9 protein-coding genes are annotated in these 15,712 nt (G+C 60.6%); 7 read left to right on the plus strand and 2 right to left on the minus strand.

The genetic code is table 11. The annotated features are described in order from the left end of the window. Positions 1 to 58 precede the first annotated feature (58 nt). Genes glgB through J5Y17_RS04505 form a run of 6 tightly spaced genes read left to right on the plus strand, consistent with a single transcriptional unit; the run spans position 59 to position 10,635 of the window. Positions 59 to 2,263: a 1,4-alpha-glucan branching protein GlgB gene (gene glgB / locus J5Y17_RS04480; protein ID WP_219783999.1), complete on the plus strand. Its 2,205-nt coding sequence runs from the start codon at positions 59 to 61 to the stop codon at positions 2,261 to 2,263. 30 nt (positions 2,264 to 2,293) lie between these two features. Next, entirely contained in the window at positions 2,294 to 3,553 is a 1,260-nt protein-coding gene (glgC, locus tag J5Y17_RS04485) for a glucose-1-phosphate adenylyltransferase (protein ID WP_219784000.1), read from the plus strand. A 14-nt stretch (positions 3,554 to 3,567) separates the two neighbouring features. After that, entirely contained in the window at positions 3,568 to 4,998 is a 1,431-nt protein-coding gene (gene glgA / locus J5Y17_RS04490; RefSeq protein ID WP_219784097.1) for a glycogen synthase GlgA, read from the plus strand. After that, positions 4,995 to 7,085: a glycogen debranching protein GlgX gene (gene glgX, locus J5Y17_RS04495; RefSeq protein WP_219784001.1), complete on the plus strand. Its 2,091-nt coding sequence runs from the start codon at positions 4,995 to 4,997 to the stop codon at positions 7,083 to 7,085. Before glgA ends, glgX begins: the two co-directional genes overlap by 4 nt. Continuing rightward, the gene (gene malQ / locus J5Y17_RS04500) at positions 7,078 to 8,967 is read left to right on the plus strand and encodes a 4-alpha-glucanotransferase (protein WP_219784002.1); all 1,890 of its coding nucleotides are present in this window, start codon (positions 7,078 to 7,080) and stop codon (positions 8,965 to 8,967) included. Before glgX ends, malQ begins: the two co-directional genes overlap by 8 nt. A gap of 36 nt (positions 8,968 to 9,003) precedes the next feature. Then, positions 9,004 to 10,635: an alpha-D-glucose phosphate-specific phosphoglucomutase gene (locus J5Y17_RS04505; RefSeq protein WP_219784003.1), complete on the plus strand. Its 1,632-nt coding sequence runs from the start codon at positions 9,004 to 9,006 to the stop codon at positions 10,633 to 10,635. A gap of 48 nt (positions 10,636 to 10,683) precedes the next feature. Here the strand turns inward: J5Y17_RS04505 and J5Y17_RS04510 are convergent, their stop codons facing one another. Then, a complete protein-coding gene (locus J5Y17_RS04510; RefSeq protein WP_219784099.1) occupies positions 10,684 to 12,003 on the minus strand; it encodes an Nramp family divalent metal transporter in 1,320 nt (439 codons plus the stop codon). Positions 12,004 to 12,098: 95 nt separating this feature from the next. Between J5Y17_RS04510 and mntR the strand changes: the two genes are divergently transcribed. Beyond that, complete coding sequence (gene mntR, locus J5Y17_RS04515; RefSeq protein ID WP_219784005.1) at positions 12,099 to 12,509, plus strand: manganese-binding transcriptional regulator MntR; 411 nt, start codon at positions 12,099 to 12,101, stop codon at positions 12,507 to 12,509. An 80-nt stretch (positions 12,510 to 12,589) separates the two neighbouring features. On the opposite strand, the gene J5Y17_RS04520 is transcribed toward mntR, so the two are convergent. Next, positions 12,590 to 15,700 (minus strand): efflux RND transporter permease subunit, encoded by a 3,111-nt coding sequence (locus tag J5Y17_RS04520; RefSeq protein WP_219784006.1) that lies wholly within the window; start codon positions 15,698 to 15,700, stop codon positions 12,590 to 12,592. Positions 15,701 to 15,712: the final 12 nt, after the last annotated feature.

Consider the following 15,712-nt stretch of genomic DNA (forward strand, 5'->3'; position numbering starts at 1 on the left):
CAAAGGATTGTGCGGGGGTCAGAATCCTTTAAGCTTGCCATGAACAAAGGAATTTCGCATGGCCCTGGCACCAGACCACGACGTCGCAGAGGCGAAGATTTTGTCCCAAATCTGCGAAGGACGTTTCGACGATCCCTTCGCCATTTTGGGGCCGCATAAGAAAGGCCGCGTGCGTTTTGTGACCGCCTTTGATCCCGGCGCAGAAGAGATGACGGCACTTTCTGGCGGCAAGCGTTACCCGCTCGCGCCCGTGACGGGCTATGCGGGGCTGTTCCATGGAAAGGTTTCCGGAACAAAGCCTTACACGCTCGAAGGTCGTCACGAGGATGTGGTCTGGACTGTCGAGGATGCCTATCGTTTTGGTCCGGTTTTGGGCGAGATCGACGAATACCTTTTGGGCGAGGGGACGCATCACCACATCTGGAAAGCGCTTGGTGCTCATGTGATGGAACATGAAGGTACAGAGGGCACGCATTTCGCGGTTTGGGCGCCCAATGCCCGCCGTGTCTCTCTTGTCGGCGATTTCAACGCCTGGGACGGGCGCCGCCACGTCATGCGGCGGCGCGGGGCCACGGGGGTGTGGGAAATTTTCATGCCCGGCGTGGGCGAGGGCACGTCTTACAAATACGAGGTGATCGGCGCCTATGGCGATGTGCATCTTAAGGCCGACCCCGTGGGGTTCGGCAGCCAGCACCCGCCGGAGACGGCTTCTGTGGTGCGCGACATTTCGGGTTATGGCTGGTCCGATGAGGCATGGCTTGAGACCCGCCAGTCGGTTCAGACCCGCGACAAGCCGATCTCGATCTACGAAGTTCAACTTGGTTCTTGGAAGCACAAAGACGACGGTGCGCGCCCGATCTCTTACAAAGAGGCGGCGGTCGAGTTGGTGGATTATGCGAAAGAGATGGGGTTCACCCATATCGAGCTGATGCCGATCTCGGAGTATCCCTTTGATGGCTCATGGGGCTATCAGCCGGTGGGCCTTTTCGCGCCGACCGTGCGTTTCGGTCCACCGCATGAGTTCCGTGATCTTGTGAACGCGGCGCATGAGGCGGGGCTGGGTATCCTGATCGACTGGGTGCCCGGGCATTTCCCGACGGACAGTCATGGCTTGGGCCAGTTTGATGGCACCGCGCTTTATGAGCATGCCGATCCGCGCGAGGGCTTCCATCAGGACTGGAACACGCTGATCTACAATTACGGCCGCACCGAGGTCGCGAATTTCCTGACGTCGAATGCGCTCTATTGGTTCGAGGAATATCATATCGATGGGCTGCGTGTGGATGCGGTCGCCTCGATGATCTACCGCGATTACTCGCGCCAAGAGGGCCAGTGGATTCCGAACGCGCAGGGCGGACGAGAGAATTTTGAAGCCATCTCGATGCTTCAGACCATGAACACGCTCACCTATGGCGAAGTGCCGGGGATCATGACCGTGGCTGAAGAAAGCACGGCCTATGCGGGCGTCTCGGCGCCGGTGGAGACAGGCGGGCTCGGTTTTGGCTATAAGTGGAACATGGGCTGGATGAACGACACGCTGGACTACATGTCCCGTGAACCGGTGCATCGCAAATACCATCACCATCAGATGACCTTCGGCTTGCATTACGCGTTTTCCGAGAATTTCATCCTGCCGATCAGCCACGACGAAGTGGTGCACGGCAAGAAATCCATGCTCTCGAAAATGCCGGGGGATGAGTGGGAAAAATTCGCCAACCTGCGCGCCTACTACGGCTTTATGTGGGCGCATCCGGGCAAGAAGCTATTGTTCATGGGGCAGGAATTCGCTCAATGGCAGGAGTGGAACCATGAGCGTGAGATCGAATGGGGCTGTCTCGGCTATCATATGCACAGAGGTGTCCAAAACCTCGTGCGCGATCTGAACCATCTTTATCAGGGCACGCCCGCACTTTACGCCAAGGATTGCGAGGGCGACGGGTTCCAGTGGATCGAGGCCAACGATGCCGAAGCCTCGATCTATGCTTGGGTCCGCCGTGGTAAACCCGGCGACCCGGAAGTGGTCGTGGTCTGTAATTTCACGCCGGTTGAGCGGATGGCCTACAAACTCGGCTTCCCCACAGAGGGGCGCTGGCGCGAGGCTGTGAACTCGGATTCAGAGACTTATGGCGGTGGCGGTCGTGGGAATATGGGCGGCATCACCGCAACCCGTCTCGACGATCAGGATTGGCAGGGGCAACCTGCCGCGGCCACAATTTGCGTGCCGCCGCTGTCGACATTGATTTTCATTCAGGAAGGGACGTGACCCGAGAGGGCCACGTGAGAGGAGAAACAGATGCCACATACGCGCAACAGGCTCTCTGGTCGCACCGTCGCCTTCGTGCTCGCGGGCGGACGCGGCTCGCGGCTCAAGGAGCTGACCAACGCACGGGTGAAACCGGCGGTATATTTCGGCGGTAAAACCCGGATCATCGACTTCGCCCTCTCCAACGCGCTCAACTCCGGCATCCGAAAGATGGCGATTGCCACGCAATACAAGGCGCATTCGCTCATTCGCCACATCCAGCGCGGCTGGACGTTTTTCCGCGCCGAGCGCAACGAATTTCTCGACATCCTACCAGCCTCGCAACGCTACGAGGAAAGCACATGGTATCGCGGCACGGCGGATGCGGTGGCGCAAAACATCGACATCATCGACAGTTACGACGTGGATTACATCCTGATCCTCGCGGGCGACCACATCTACAAGATGGATTATGAAATCATGATCCGCCAGCATGTGGACACTGGCGCCGATGTCACGGTCGGCTGTCTGACCGTGGACCGCAAAGAGGCTTCGGCCTTTGGTGTCATGGGGGTCGATGAGAAAGACCGCATCACCACGTTCTTGGAAAAGCCCTCTGACCCGCCCTCTATTCCGGGAGATGAGACCAAGTCGCTCGCCTCAATGGGCATCTATGTCTTCAACTGGAAATTCCTGCGCGAACGCCTTTTGGCCGATATGGAAGACCCGCATTCGAGCCATGATTTTGGCAACGATCTGATCCCGGAGCTGGTGTCGAAAGGCAAGGCGCAAGCGCATCGCTTTACCGACAGCTGCGTGCGTCACGCGGAGGCGCCGGCCTATTGGCGTGATGTCGGCACGATCGACGCCTATTGGAAGGCCAATATCGACCTGACGGATTTCACCCCGGAACTGGACCTGTGGGACCGCGACTGGCCGATCTGGACCTATTCGGAACTGACCCCACCGGCAAAATTCATCCACGACCGACCGGACCGGAGGGGCTCTGCGGTGAGTTCCATGGTCTCGGGCGGCTGCATTATTTCGGGGACGGAAATCCGCGAGAGCCTTCTGTTCACCCATGTGATGACCAATTCCTATTCCTCTCTCGAACGCGCCGTTGTGCTGCCCAAAGCCAATATTGCCCGTCATTGCCGGTTGAAAAACGTGGTGGTTGATCGAGGTGTGCAGGTGCCAGAGGGCCTCGTCGTGGGTGAGGACCCGGAGGTAGATGCCAAGTGGTTCCGCGTTTCGCCCGGTGGCGTGACCCTGATCACTCAGGAGATGATCGACGCGAGGGCCAGAGGGTAATGGCAGCTGAGGCGATGATCCGCGTTCTTTCTGTGACGTCGGAATGTGTGCCGCTGGTGAAAACCGGCGGCTTGGCCGACGTCGCGGGCGCTTTGCCCGGCGCTTTGGCACCTTTGGGCGTCGACATGCGCACGCTTTTGCCGGGCTATCGTGCGGTCTTGGCGGCGCAACCCGAGGCGGAGACGGTGTTCGAGGTCTGGGACCTCTTCGGCGGTTTCGCTCGCGTTCGGCGCGGGTCGCTTGGCGATCAGGTACTCTACATCTTGGACGCGCCGCATCTCTTTGATCGCGACGGCTCGCTATACATCGGCCCCGACGGGCATGATTGGGGCGACAATGCGCAACGCTTTGCGGCGCTGTCATTGGCAGCCGCGATGATCGCCGCGCATGGGATCGAAGACTGGTTCCCGCAGGCGGTGCATATGCATGACTGGCAGGCCGGTCTGACGCCGATCTACCTGCGCGAGCTGGGCGCAGCGGAGCGGGTCAAGACGCTGATGACCATCCATAACGTCGCGTTTCAGGGCTGTTTCGGCGCTGATATGATCGGCACTCTGGGTCTGCCGCAGCAGGGATTCACCGAGAGCGGCTATGAATATTGGGGCCAGATCTCAACGCTCAAGGCCGGGATCATGACATCGACCAAGGTCACAACCGTCTCGCCGACCTATGCGCGCGAACTGATGGACGGGGCTTTCGGTCTGGGCATGGAGGGGGTTCTGGCCTCTCGCGGCGCCGATTTCTCCGGCATTCTCAACGGCATCGATCTCGATCTTTGGAAGCCGTCCTACAAGACGCCCAAGGGCAAGGACAAGCACAAGGCGGCACTGCGCGAGGAGTTGCATCTGCCTGAAAGTGACGGGCCTTTGTGCGTCGTGATCTCGCGTTTGACCGGACAAAAGGGCTTTGATCTCTTACTTGACGCGCTGCCGAGCCTGTTGGAGCAGGGCGGTCAACTGGCGCTCTTGGGCTCGGGCGAGCCGCATTTCGAGGCGGCGTTTCGCGATGCGGCGCTGAAATATCCGGGTGTGGCCGTGCGTATCGGCTATGACGAAGCTTTCGCGCGGCGCCTCATTGAGGGCGGGGACGCGATCCTCGTGCCATCGCGCTTTGAGCCCTGTGGGCTGACCCAGCTTTACGGTCTGCGGTTTGGCACGATCCCGGTGGTGACGCTCACCGGCGGTCTGGCCGACACGGTGATCAACGCCAACCCGGCGGCACTCTCTGCGGGCGTAGCGACCGGTTTGCAAGTCTATCCGCTGACCAAAGAAGCGCTGTCGATGGGGCTGGTGAGGCTCTGCGAACTCTACCGTGACGCGGATGTCTGGCCGCAGATGATGAAAAACGCCATGGCGCAGCCCGTCGGCTGGGACACCTCGGCCAAGGCCTATGCCGCCTTGTTCAAACAGATGCTCGAACCAGAGAGCGAGGGCGCTCGCGCATGAGTTCTTTGACGATCCTCAGCGGTCATGCCGCACCTTTGGGTGCGACGTTCGATGGCGAGGGCGTCAATTTCGCAGTGTTTTCTGAACATGCGCATCGCATCACTGTCTGTCTGTTTTCGCAGGACGGTCGGACGGAGACGCACAGACTAGATCTGCCGGAACGCGACGGCGACGTGTGGCACGGCTATGTGCCGGGTCTACGGCCCGGTCAGATGTATGGGCTGCGCGCCGATGGGCCCTATGCGCCCTATGAGGGGCACCGGTTCAACTACAACAAGCTTCTGCTTGATCCCTACGCCAAACGGCTGACGCGACATCTTGACTGGCATGACGCGGTGATGGGCTACAAGGTTGGAGACAAAGAGGCCGATCTGTCTTTCGATAAACGCGACTCTGCGCGCTACATGCCGCGCTGCGTTGTTGAAGATGTGCTGTTCGCATGGGGCCGGGACAAGGCCCCACGTACGCGCATTTCGCGCTCTGTGATCTATGAGGCTCATGTCAAAGGCCTCACGCAGCTCCACCCGGATGTTCAACACAAGGGCAAATTCCTAGGCCTCGCCTCTGATGCCATTCTCGAGCATCTGGTGAAACTCGGTGTTACGGCGATCGAGCTTTTGCCTGCGCAGGCCTTTCTCAACGACCGGTTTCTGGTCGAAAAGGGGCTGGTGAACTATTGGGGCTATCAAACGCTCGGCTTTTTTGCGCCCGATCCGCGTTACCTCGCTCATGACCAGATTGCCGAGTTCCAACACATGGTCGCAAGGCTGCATTCCGCGGGCATCGAGGTGATCATGGATGTGGTCTACAACCACACCGGCGAGGGCAATGAGTTGGGACCTACCGTGTCGTTCCGGGGCCTTGATAACCGAAGCTATTACCGCCTCAGTGACAATCCGCGCTATTACATCAACGATACCGGCACCGGGAATACGCTCAACATCGACCACCCGATGGTGCTGCGCATGGTGTTGGACAGCTTGCGGTATTGGGTCGAGGAGATGCATGTCGACGGCTTCCGCTTTGATCTCTGCACCACGCTTGGCCGCACGCCGACGGGCTTTGATCGCGGTGCGTCTTTCTTCGATGCGATCCGTCAGGACCCCGTGCTGACCCGTGTCAAACTGATTGCCGAACCTTGGGATATTGGCCCCGGTGGCTACCGCGTTGGGGGTTTTCCGCCGCCGTTTCTGGAGTGGAACGACAAGTTTCGTGACGGCATCCGGCGGTTCTGGCGCGGCGACGCGGGGCATGTCGCGGTGCTGGCCGACCGCATCACCGGCTCGGCCCTGCAATTTGACCATTCCGGGCGGCCTGCCACAACCTCCGTCAATTTTGTCACCGCCCATGACGGGTTCACGCTCACGGATGTTGTGAGCTACACCCAGAAACACAATGAGGCCAATGGCGAGGGCAACCGCGATGGTCATGGCGACAATGCCTCCGACAATATGGGCGTCGAGGGGCCGACGGACGATCCGGCGATCTTAGCTGCCCGCGCGCAACGGCGGCGCAACCTTTTGGCAACCGTCATGTTTTCGCAGGGCACGCCGATGCTCTTGGCGGGCGATGAGCTTGGCAACAGCCAAAAGGGCAACAACAACGCCTATTGTCAGGACAATGAAATCGGCTGGATCGACTGGTCGCAATCCGATCCCGAGTTCCTCGACTTCGTGCGCCGCCTGATCGCTTTTCGCCGCGAACACCCGATCCTGCGTCAGAAACGCTTTCTGCACGCCCGCGAGCGCATCGTAGATGGCATCGAGGACCTGTTCTGGTGGCGGGCAAATGGCGCGCCGATGACAGATGCGGATTGGGCCTGGTCCGATTTGAAAACGCTTTGCGTCGAAATGCGCATTGCTTCTGGCACGCCAGCCTACGCGCAGCGCGAAGAGGCGTTGTTTCTGATCTTCAACCGCGGTCCATCTGTGCCGGTGCAGCTTCCCGCCTGTCCGGATGGGCGGCGCTGGCGGCTTTGGATTGACACGGCGCATCCTGAGATCGACGGCGAAGTGGTCGATGCACCGATGATACAGGCCGCAGCCGAAAGCACATTGGTTCTGGAACTGGAGGCCTATAATGACTGATCTGCGCCTCGAACTGGCCTACGCCCGTGGCATTCACGCGAATTACTACGATCAGATGGGCACCTATCACGAGACCTCCGTGGAGACCGCCGTGGCACTTTTGGCCGCGCTTGGGATCAAGGCCGATACAGAGGCCGAAGCCCGTGCGCAACTTGAGGCAGGCGACGCCTGGCTGCCTTGGGACATCGTGTTTGAGGCGGGGACCAAGCCATGGGTCGACATTGGCGAGGCGACATGGCGGCTGACGTTCGAAGATGGCACAAAGACCGAGGGGCGGGGCGTTGGTAGCCTGCCTGTCGTGCCTTTGGGCATCCATCACCTTGTGGCCGATCTGCCGCACGGGGCGCAGCGGATCACGCTTTTGGCCGCGCCCACGACCATTCCCTTGCCGGAACGCGCATGGGGCATGACCGTGCCGCTGTATGCACTCTCTCCTAAGGGCATCGGCTCTTACGACGATCTTCTGCCGCTGGTGCAGGGGCTTGGCACGCGGGGTGGCAGTTTTCTGGGCATGAACCCGGTGCATGCGGGGTTCCCCGCTGATCCGGGTCTCTTTAGTCCTTATACGCCGTCCCATCGTCGTCGCCTCAATGTGCTGCATCTCAAGACCTCGGGCGGGGCGTCAAACCCTCTTGTGGACTATGAAAACGACGGCCCGGCGCGGCTTCAGGCACTGCGCGACGCGTTTGAAAAGGACAAGGGGTCCAAAGCGTTCACAGACTATCTTGAGGCCGAGGGGCGTTCGCTTGAAACCTTTGCCCTGCATCAGGCCCTCTCGGATCGCTTTGGTCCGTTCTGGTCGGGTTGGCCGGAGGCCTATCAGGACCCGGAAAGTGTGGAATGCACCACCGCACGTGCCGAGTTGAAAGCCGAGATCGGGTTTCACAGCTGGCTGCAATGGCGGGCCGAAGCGGCTCTGACGGAGGCGCAGGCGCAGGCCAAAGCGGCAGGGATGACCCATGGGCTTTACGTCGATCTGGCGGTCGGCACCCATCCGCATGGTGCGGAAACTTGGGAGGATCGCGACAGCTTTGCCTTTGGCGCCTCGCTGGGCGCGCCGCCCGATGCCTTTTCTGCTGACGGTCAGAATTGGGGCTTGGCACCTTTCAATCCGATCACGCTTCGGGACAAGGCCTATGCGCCTCTGGCGGAAACCTTCGCGCGGCAGCTCCGCGTCTCCGGCATGCTGCGTGTCGATCACATCCTTGGCTTCGAGCGCACCTTCTGGGTGCCGCAGAACGCGCCCGGCTCCTATGTGACCATGCCGCGGGACTCGATGCTGGCCGTTGCCCGGATCGAGGCGGCGCGCGGCAATGGCGGGGCGGGCGGCATCATCATTGGCGAAGACCTCGGCAATATTCCTGACGGGCTGCGCGATGCGCTGGCCGGATCGGGTGTCTTGGGCTGTCGTGTGGCGATGTTCGAGCGCTGGCAATGGGACGACCCGGAATTCAAACCGCAGCAAGATTATGACGAGTCCGCGATCGCCTCGTTTTCGACCCACGACTTGCCGACCTGGATGGGTTGGCGTCAAGGAGCCGACATCACGGCACGCGCCCGTATCGGCAGTCTCGACAATGCTCAGACCTCAAAGGACCAAGATCACCGCGCCCGCGAAGTGGACGCCATCGACCGGCTCTTGCCCGAGGTGGAGCTGAGTACGGGGCAGGACGCGCTCCATGGCTTTCTGGCCCGCACGCCTTCACGACTTGTCGCGGTGCAAGCCGAAGTGATTCTTGATATGGTGGACCAACAGAACCTGCCGGGGACCACCAGTGAATACCCGAACTGGCGGCTCAGACTGCCCGGCGGCGCCAAGGCGTTGGCCACGCACAAGAAACTGGATCGTGTGGCCGAGATCATGCGCCAGAACGACCGATAAGACCGACCAAAAGACCGAAGAGAGGAACAACACGCCATGACTCGCCAAGTGGTTGCCACGACCCCCATCGAAGGACAGAAACCCGGCACCTCCGGGCTGCGCAAGAAAACGCCTGTCTTCATGCAGCCGCATTATCTCGAAAACTTCGTTCAGGCGATCTTCAACGGCACGGGCGGCGCGGAAGACAAGACCTATGTTCTGGGCGGGGACGGGCGCTATTTCAACGAACGCGCCGCACAGGTGATCCTGCGTATGGCGGCGGCCAATGGTGCGAAAAAGGTCATCGTCGGTCAGAATGCCCTTTTGTCCACACCGGCGGCCTCGAACCTCATTCGCAAGCGTCAAACGAATGGCGGCATCATCATGTCCGCCTCGCACAACCCCGGCGGACCGACCGAAGATTTCGGCGTCAAGTTCAACACCGCAAACGGCGGTCCCGCGCCGGAGAATATTACGCAGAAGATCTACGAGCAGACCCAGAGCTTGAGCGAATATGCGATCTGCGAGGCGCAGGATGTTGATCTCTCGACGCTTGGCACCTCGACCATGTTCGGCATGGAGGTCGAAGTGATCGATCCGGTCGCTGATTACCATCTTATGATGGAAGAAATCTTTGATTTCGAGGCGATCCGCGATCTTTTCTCCTCTGGGTTCACCCTGCGGTTTGATGCCATGCACGCGGTCACCGGCCCCTATGCGAAAGCCATTCTGGAAGGCTCTCTGGGCGCGCCCGAGGGATCGGTTGTCAACGCCGTTCCGTCGCCGGATTTCGGCGGCGGTCACCCGGACCCGAACCCGATCTGGGCCAAGGAGTTGATGGATCTGATGTTCTCGTCGGATGCGCCCGACTTTGGCGCGGCCTCCGATGGTGATGGCGACCGCAATATGATCGTCGGCCGCAACGCCTATGTGACGCCCTCCGACAGCCTTGCTGTGCTGGCCGCAAATGCCACTCTGGTGCCGGGCTACAAAGACGGGCTCAAGGGCGTGGCGCGCTCCATGCCGACCTCGCGGGCCTTGGACCGTGTGGCTCATGCCGCCGGGATCGAATGCTATGAGACACCTACGGGGTGGAAGTTCTTCGGCAACCTTCTGGACGCGGGCCGTGCGACGCTTTGTGGCGAGGAAAGTGCGGGCACAGGCTCGGATCACGTGCGCGAAAAAGACGGGCTTTGGGCCGTGCTCTTTTGGCTCAACGTGTTGGCTGCGCGGGATCAAAGTGTTGCTGAGATCATGGCGGATCACTGGGCGAAATTCGGGCGGAACTACTATTCGCGCCACGATTACGAGGCGGTGGACAGCGATGCTGCCAGTGGCTTGATGGACGCGCTGCGGACCCGTCTGCCGAACCTGCCGGGGCGGGTGATTGAGGGGATGACCATTGAGGCCGCCGATGAGTTTGCCTATGACGATCCGGTCGATGGCTCGCGCTCCGAGGGGCAGGGCGTTCGCATCCTGTTCAAGGACGGCGGGCGCATCGTGTTCCGCCTGTCGGGCACGGGCACCGAAGGGGCGACGATCCGAGTCTATCTCGAAAAGGTCGAAACCAATGCGGCGTCTTTGCAGGACAATCCGCAGAACGCGCTGTCGGGGATCATTTCGGCGGCGGATAAGCTGGCGGAAATTCGCAGCCGCACGGGCCGGAATGCGCCCGACGTGATCACCTGAACTTTGTCTCAGAGGAAGATGAAAGCCGGGGCATTGCCTCGGCTTTTTTTATTGCGCAAGGAAGGGGATCGGCAGGCCGAAGGTTTCAGCCAACAGTACGAAGTTGAGGCCCAAGACGGCGCAGGCGCCCAGGACGGCCAGCACGCGCAAGACCGGCCCGATCCGAAACGCGCCCATCACGTCGCGCTTAGCTGAGAAATACAACAGCGCCAGCATTGGCACGGGCAGGGCAATCGACAGCACGACCTGCGACATCACCAAGGCCTCGGTGGCGTTTACCCCCATGGCGACCACGGCAAAGGCCGGGACCATGGTGATCAGACGCCGGAGCCAAATCGGGATGCGGATGTGCAGGAAGCCCTGCATGATCATCTGACCGGCCATGGTGCCCACGACTGACGAGGAAATCCCCGAGGCAATCAGCGAGGTCAGGAAAATCGCGGCGGCCGCCGCGCCCAAAAGCGGCGTGAGCGTGTGATAGGCGGTTTCGATCTCGGCCACCTCGGAATGACCTTGGTGAAAGGCGCTGGCGGCCATCATGACCATCGCCATATTGACCATGCCTGCGACGGCGAGGGCCAGAACCACTTCGGTGTTGGAATAGCTCAAAACGCGCCGGCGGTCGGTGTCGTCCCGCATCACGGCGCGCGATTGTGTCAGGCCGGAGTGCAGGTAAATCGCATGGGGCATCACGGTCGCACCGATGATGCCGACGGCGATGGTCAGCGCGGCAGCGTCGGGCAGATTGGGCGTCACAAGGCCGGTCGCCGTGGCACCCCAATCGATGGGGGCGATGAGGATTTCCGCGAGATAACAGAGGCCTATGAGGCCCACCATGGCGCCGATGATCAACTCCATCGGGCGAAACCCGCGGCCCTCGAAAATCAGGATGCCATAGGTCACAATCGCGGTGATCCCCATGCCGACGATCAGCGGCAGGTTGAACAAAAGCGCAAGCCCAATGGCACCGCCCAGGAATTCTGCGAGATCGGTCGCCATGGCGGCTACCTCGCTCACCGCCCACATCACCCAGACCAAAGGCCGGGGCAGGTGATCACGCGACAGTTCGGCGAGGTTCTTGCCGGTGACGATGCCCAACCGGGCAGAGAGCGCCTGAAACAGCATGGCGATCAGGTTGGCCAAGAGCACGACCCACAGGAGCGTATAGCCATAGCCCGCGCCTGCCTGAATGTTCGTCGCGTAATTGCCGGGGTCCATATAAGCCACCGAGGCGATGATCGCGGGGCCGGCAAAGAGAAACCGGCTGCGCCAGCCGTGGCGCTGTCCGGTGAGGACGGCGGTGATGCCGTTTTGGGTGCGGCGCGTCAGGTCCTGTCGGCTGGAGGATTGCCGTGTGGAGTTTTGCATCAGACTCACATCTATTGCCTTATAGATGATGTATAGCCTATGCTATATTTAAATCAATCGAAGTTTTCGCAAGCGCAGCATAAGGGGAGAGGGCGATGACAGACGTGGATCAGGCGGATCGCTTTGCCCGCGCACGCGAGGCGCAATCTGTCGCCCTCATTGAGGATTACGTCGAGATGATCGGCGATCTGATCGCGGAGCTGGGCGAGGCGCGGGTGGCGGACATCGCCGAACGTATGGGCGTTGCACAGCCGACCGCGACCAAGGCCGTCTCCCGCCTCAAACGTGAAGGCTTTGCCACCTCGCGGCCCTACCGCGGCGTGTTTCTGACCGAAGAGGGCGCGGCGCTGGCCGAGCGCGTGCGGGCGCGGCACCGGACGGTGGTGGCGCTTTTGAGGGCGGTAGGGGTGCCCGAAGAGGTTGCGGAACTTGATGCCGAAGGGATCGAGCATCATGTCTCTGAGCAGACGCTCAAAGCCTTTGAGCGGTTCTTGCAGGGCAAGTAAATCGACGGCCAGAAATGAGAAAGGCCGGGCAAAATGCCCGGCCTTTTCCTTTTTCTGTTAAGCCAATCCGGCAGTGTGTTTTAGGCAGTCGCTTTTTTCTTGCCGCCGAAGATCTTGTAGATGATCACAAAGAACAGCGGCACGAAGAGGATACCAAGAGCCGTCCCTGTGATGGTCCCGCCGAGCACGGCGGCGCCCACGGCCATCCGGCCACCTGCACCCGCGCCTGTGGACAGAACCAGCGGCACAACACCCAAGGAGAAGGCCATCGAGGTCATGACGATCGGGCGGAAACGCTGTTTCGCGGCGGTCAGCACAGCCTCAAGGATCGGCTTGCCTGCCTCGACCTGTTCCCGGGCGAATTCGACGATCAGAATGGCGTTCTTACCGGTCAGACCGATCACGGTCAAAAGACCCACTTGGAAGAACACACCGTTCTGGAAGCCGAAATGCCAAGCCGTGAAGAGCGTGCCCAAGATGCCTACCGGCATGGCGAGCATGACGGAGAAGGGGATAGCCCAGCTCTCATAGAGGGCGGCGAGACAGAAGAAGATCGCAGCCAAAGAGAGCATGTAGAGCATCGGCGCTTGTGAGCCGGATTCGCGCTCTTCAAGCGACAGGCCGGTCCAGGCCACGGCAAAGTTGCCGGGGATCTGATCCACAAGGCTTTCGATTTCCGCCATGGCTTCACCGGTGGAGACACCCGGAGCAGGGGAGCCCTGAATCTGCATCGACGGCGTGCCGTTGTAGCGGTTCAGACCCTGCGGACCGTAAATCCAGCGCTCGGAGGTGAAGTTCGAGAACGGCACCAACTCGCCCGAGGTGTTGCGCACGCGCCATTTTTGCAGATCGCTCGGCGTGGCGCGGGCATCGGGTTCGCCCTGCACGTAGACGCGCTTGGTGCGGCCCTGGTCGTTGAAGTCGTTGACGTAGGAGCCAGCCATCGCGATCGACAGCGTGTTGCCAACCTCGGAGGGGTTGACCCCCATGGCACCGGCAGCGCGCCAGTCGATGTCGAGTTTGTACTGGGTCGCATCCTCAAGCCCCGAGGGACGCACGGAGGCGATGAGCGGGCTTTGCGAGGCCATGCCCAAAAGCTGGTTGCGCGCTTCGAGAAGCTGTTCGTGGCTCTGACCGGCCGGGGCTTGAAGATAGAAGTCAAAGCCAGAGACGTTGCCCAGTTCGATCACCGCAGGCGGTACGATGGGGAAGGCCTGTGCCTCTTGAATGCCCATCATCGCGGGGAAAGCGCGACCCGCCATGGCTTGCACGGATTGCTGAGCCTCGGGGCGTTCCTCCCAGTCTTTGAGACGGATGAAGGCGAGACCGTTGTTTTGTCCCACACCTGCGAACGAGAAGCCCACGACGGAAAAGACCGACTCCACATTTTCGCCTTCGGCGTTGAGGAAGTAGTCGCGGATCTGATCCGTGGCGGCTTGGGTGTTCTCTGCGGTCGAGCCTGACGGCCCCTGCACGAGCGCCATCATGATGCCCTGATCCTCATCGGGCAAAAAGCCAGTGGGAGTCTGCAGGAAAAGCCATACGATGCCGCCGCCCATGAGGGCATAGACCGCCATCATGCGCAACGGACGACGGATGATAAAACCGACCGTGCCGCCGTAGCCGCCGGAGAGTTTGTCGAAGGCTTTGTTGAACCAACCGAACGGCCCACGCGGCTCATGGTGTACGTCCTTGCCCCGCAGGATCGTGGCACAGAGCGCGGGTGTCAGGGTCAGAGCGACCAGCACGGAGAGCATCATCGCAGAGACGATGGTGATCGAGAACTGGCGATAGATCACGCCGGTGGAGCCGCCGAAGAAGGCCATGGGAATGAACACAGCAGAGAGCACGAGGGCGATGCCCACAAGTGCGCCGGTGATCTGGCCCATGGATTTCTTGGTGGCTTCACGGGGGCCAAGGCCCTCTTCTTCCATGATCCGCTCGACGTTCTCCACCACCACGATTGCGTCATCAACCAAGAGGCCGATGGCGAGCACCATGGCGAGCATCGTGAGCACGTTGATCGAGAACCCGAATGCGGCAAGGATTGCGAAGGTGCCGAGGATCACGACCGGCACGGCAAGCGTTGGAATGAGCGTCGCGCGGAGGTTTTGAAGGAACAGAAGCATCACGAAGAACACCAGAACGATGGCTTCGATCAGGGTTTTCTGCACCTCATGGATCGAGATTTCGATGAAGGGCGTGGTGTCGTAAGGGATCACATACGTCATGCCCTCTGGGAAATATTCAGCATATTCGTCGATCATCTCCCGCACACGGTGCGAGGTATCGAGCGCGTTGGCGCCAGGCGCCAGCTGGATTGCCATCCCGGAGGCCGGTTTGCCGTTATACTCCGCGATGGCCATATAGTTTTCTGCGCCAACTTCGACACGGGCCACATCTTCGAGCAGGACGAGCCCGCCGTTCTGTTCCGAGCGCAGGATGATGTTGCGGAAATCTTCCGGGGTTTCCAACAACGACTGCGCGGTGATCGTGGCGGTAAAGGCCTGACCGTCAGGCGAAGGCATGGATCCGAAAGAACCAGCGGAAATCTGGGCGTTATAGCCGGAGATTGCACCCGTCACATCCGTCGGTGTCATGTCGAAAGCAGCAAGTTTCGAGGGGTCAAGCCAGATGCGCATGGCGTATTTCGCGCCGAACACCTGCGTGCCGCCTACGCCCTCGATCCGGCTGAACGCATCCACGAGGTTGGAGTTCAGATAGTCCGAGAGGTCGGACTGATCCATGCTGCCGTCCTCGGAAATCACCCCGATTACCATCAGGAAGCCGGCTGAGGACTTCTGCACGGTGACACCCTGACGTTGCACCGCATCGGGCAGCAGGGCCGTGGCCTGTGACAGCTTGTTTTGCACCTGCACCTGAGCGATGTCCGGGTCGGTGCCGGTCTCGAAGGTCAGCGTGATCTGCGAGGAGCCGGAAGATGTGGACGAGGAAGACATGTAGCGCATGCCGTCGAGACCCGTCATCTGTTGTTCGATGATCTGGGTGACGGTGTTGGCCACAGTTTCCGCCGAGGCACCGGGATAGGTGGCACGCACGGAGACGGAGGGCGGCGCGATCTGCGGATACTGCGCCACGGGCAGGGTGAAGATCGACAACAGGCCGATCCCCATGATCAGGATGGAAATCACCCAGGCAAAGACCGGGCGGTCGATGAAAAAGCGGGCCATGAGAGGTCCTTT

Source organism: Celeribacter sp. PS-C1 (assembly GCF_019429625.1).
Classification (GTDB): domain Bacteria; phylum Pseudomonadota; class Alphaproteobacteria; order Rhodobacterales; family Rhodobacteraceae; genus Celeribacter.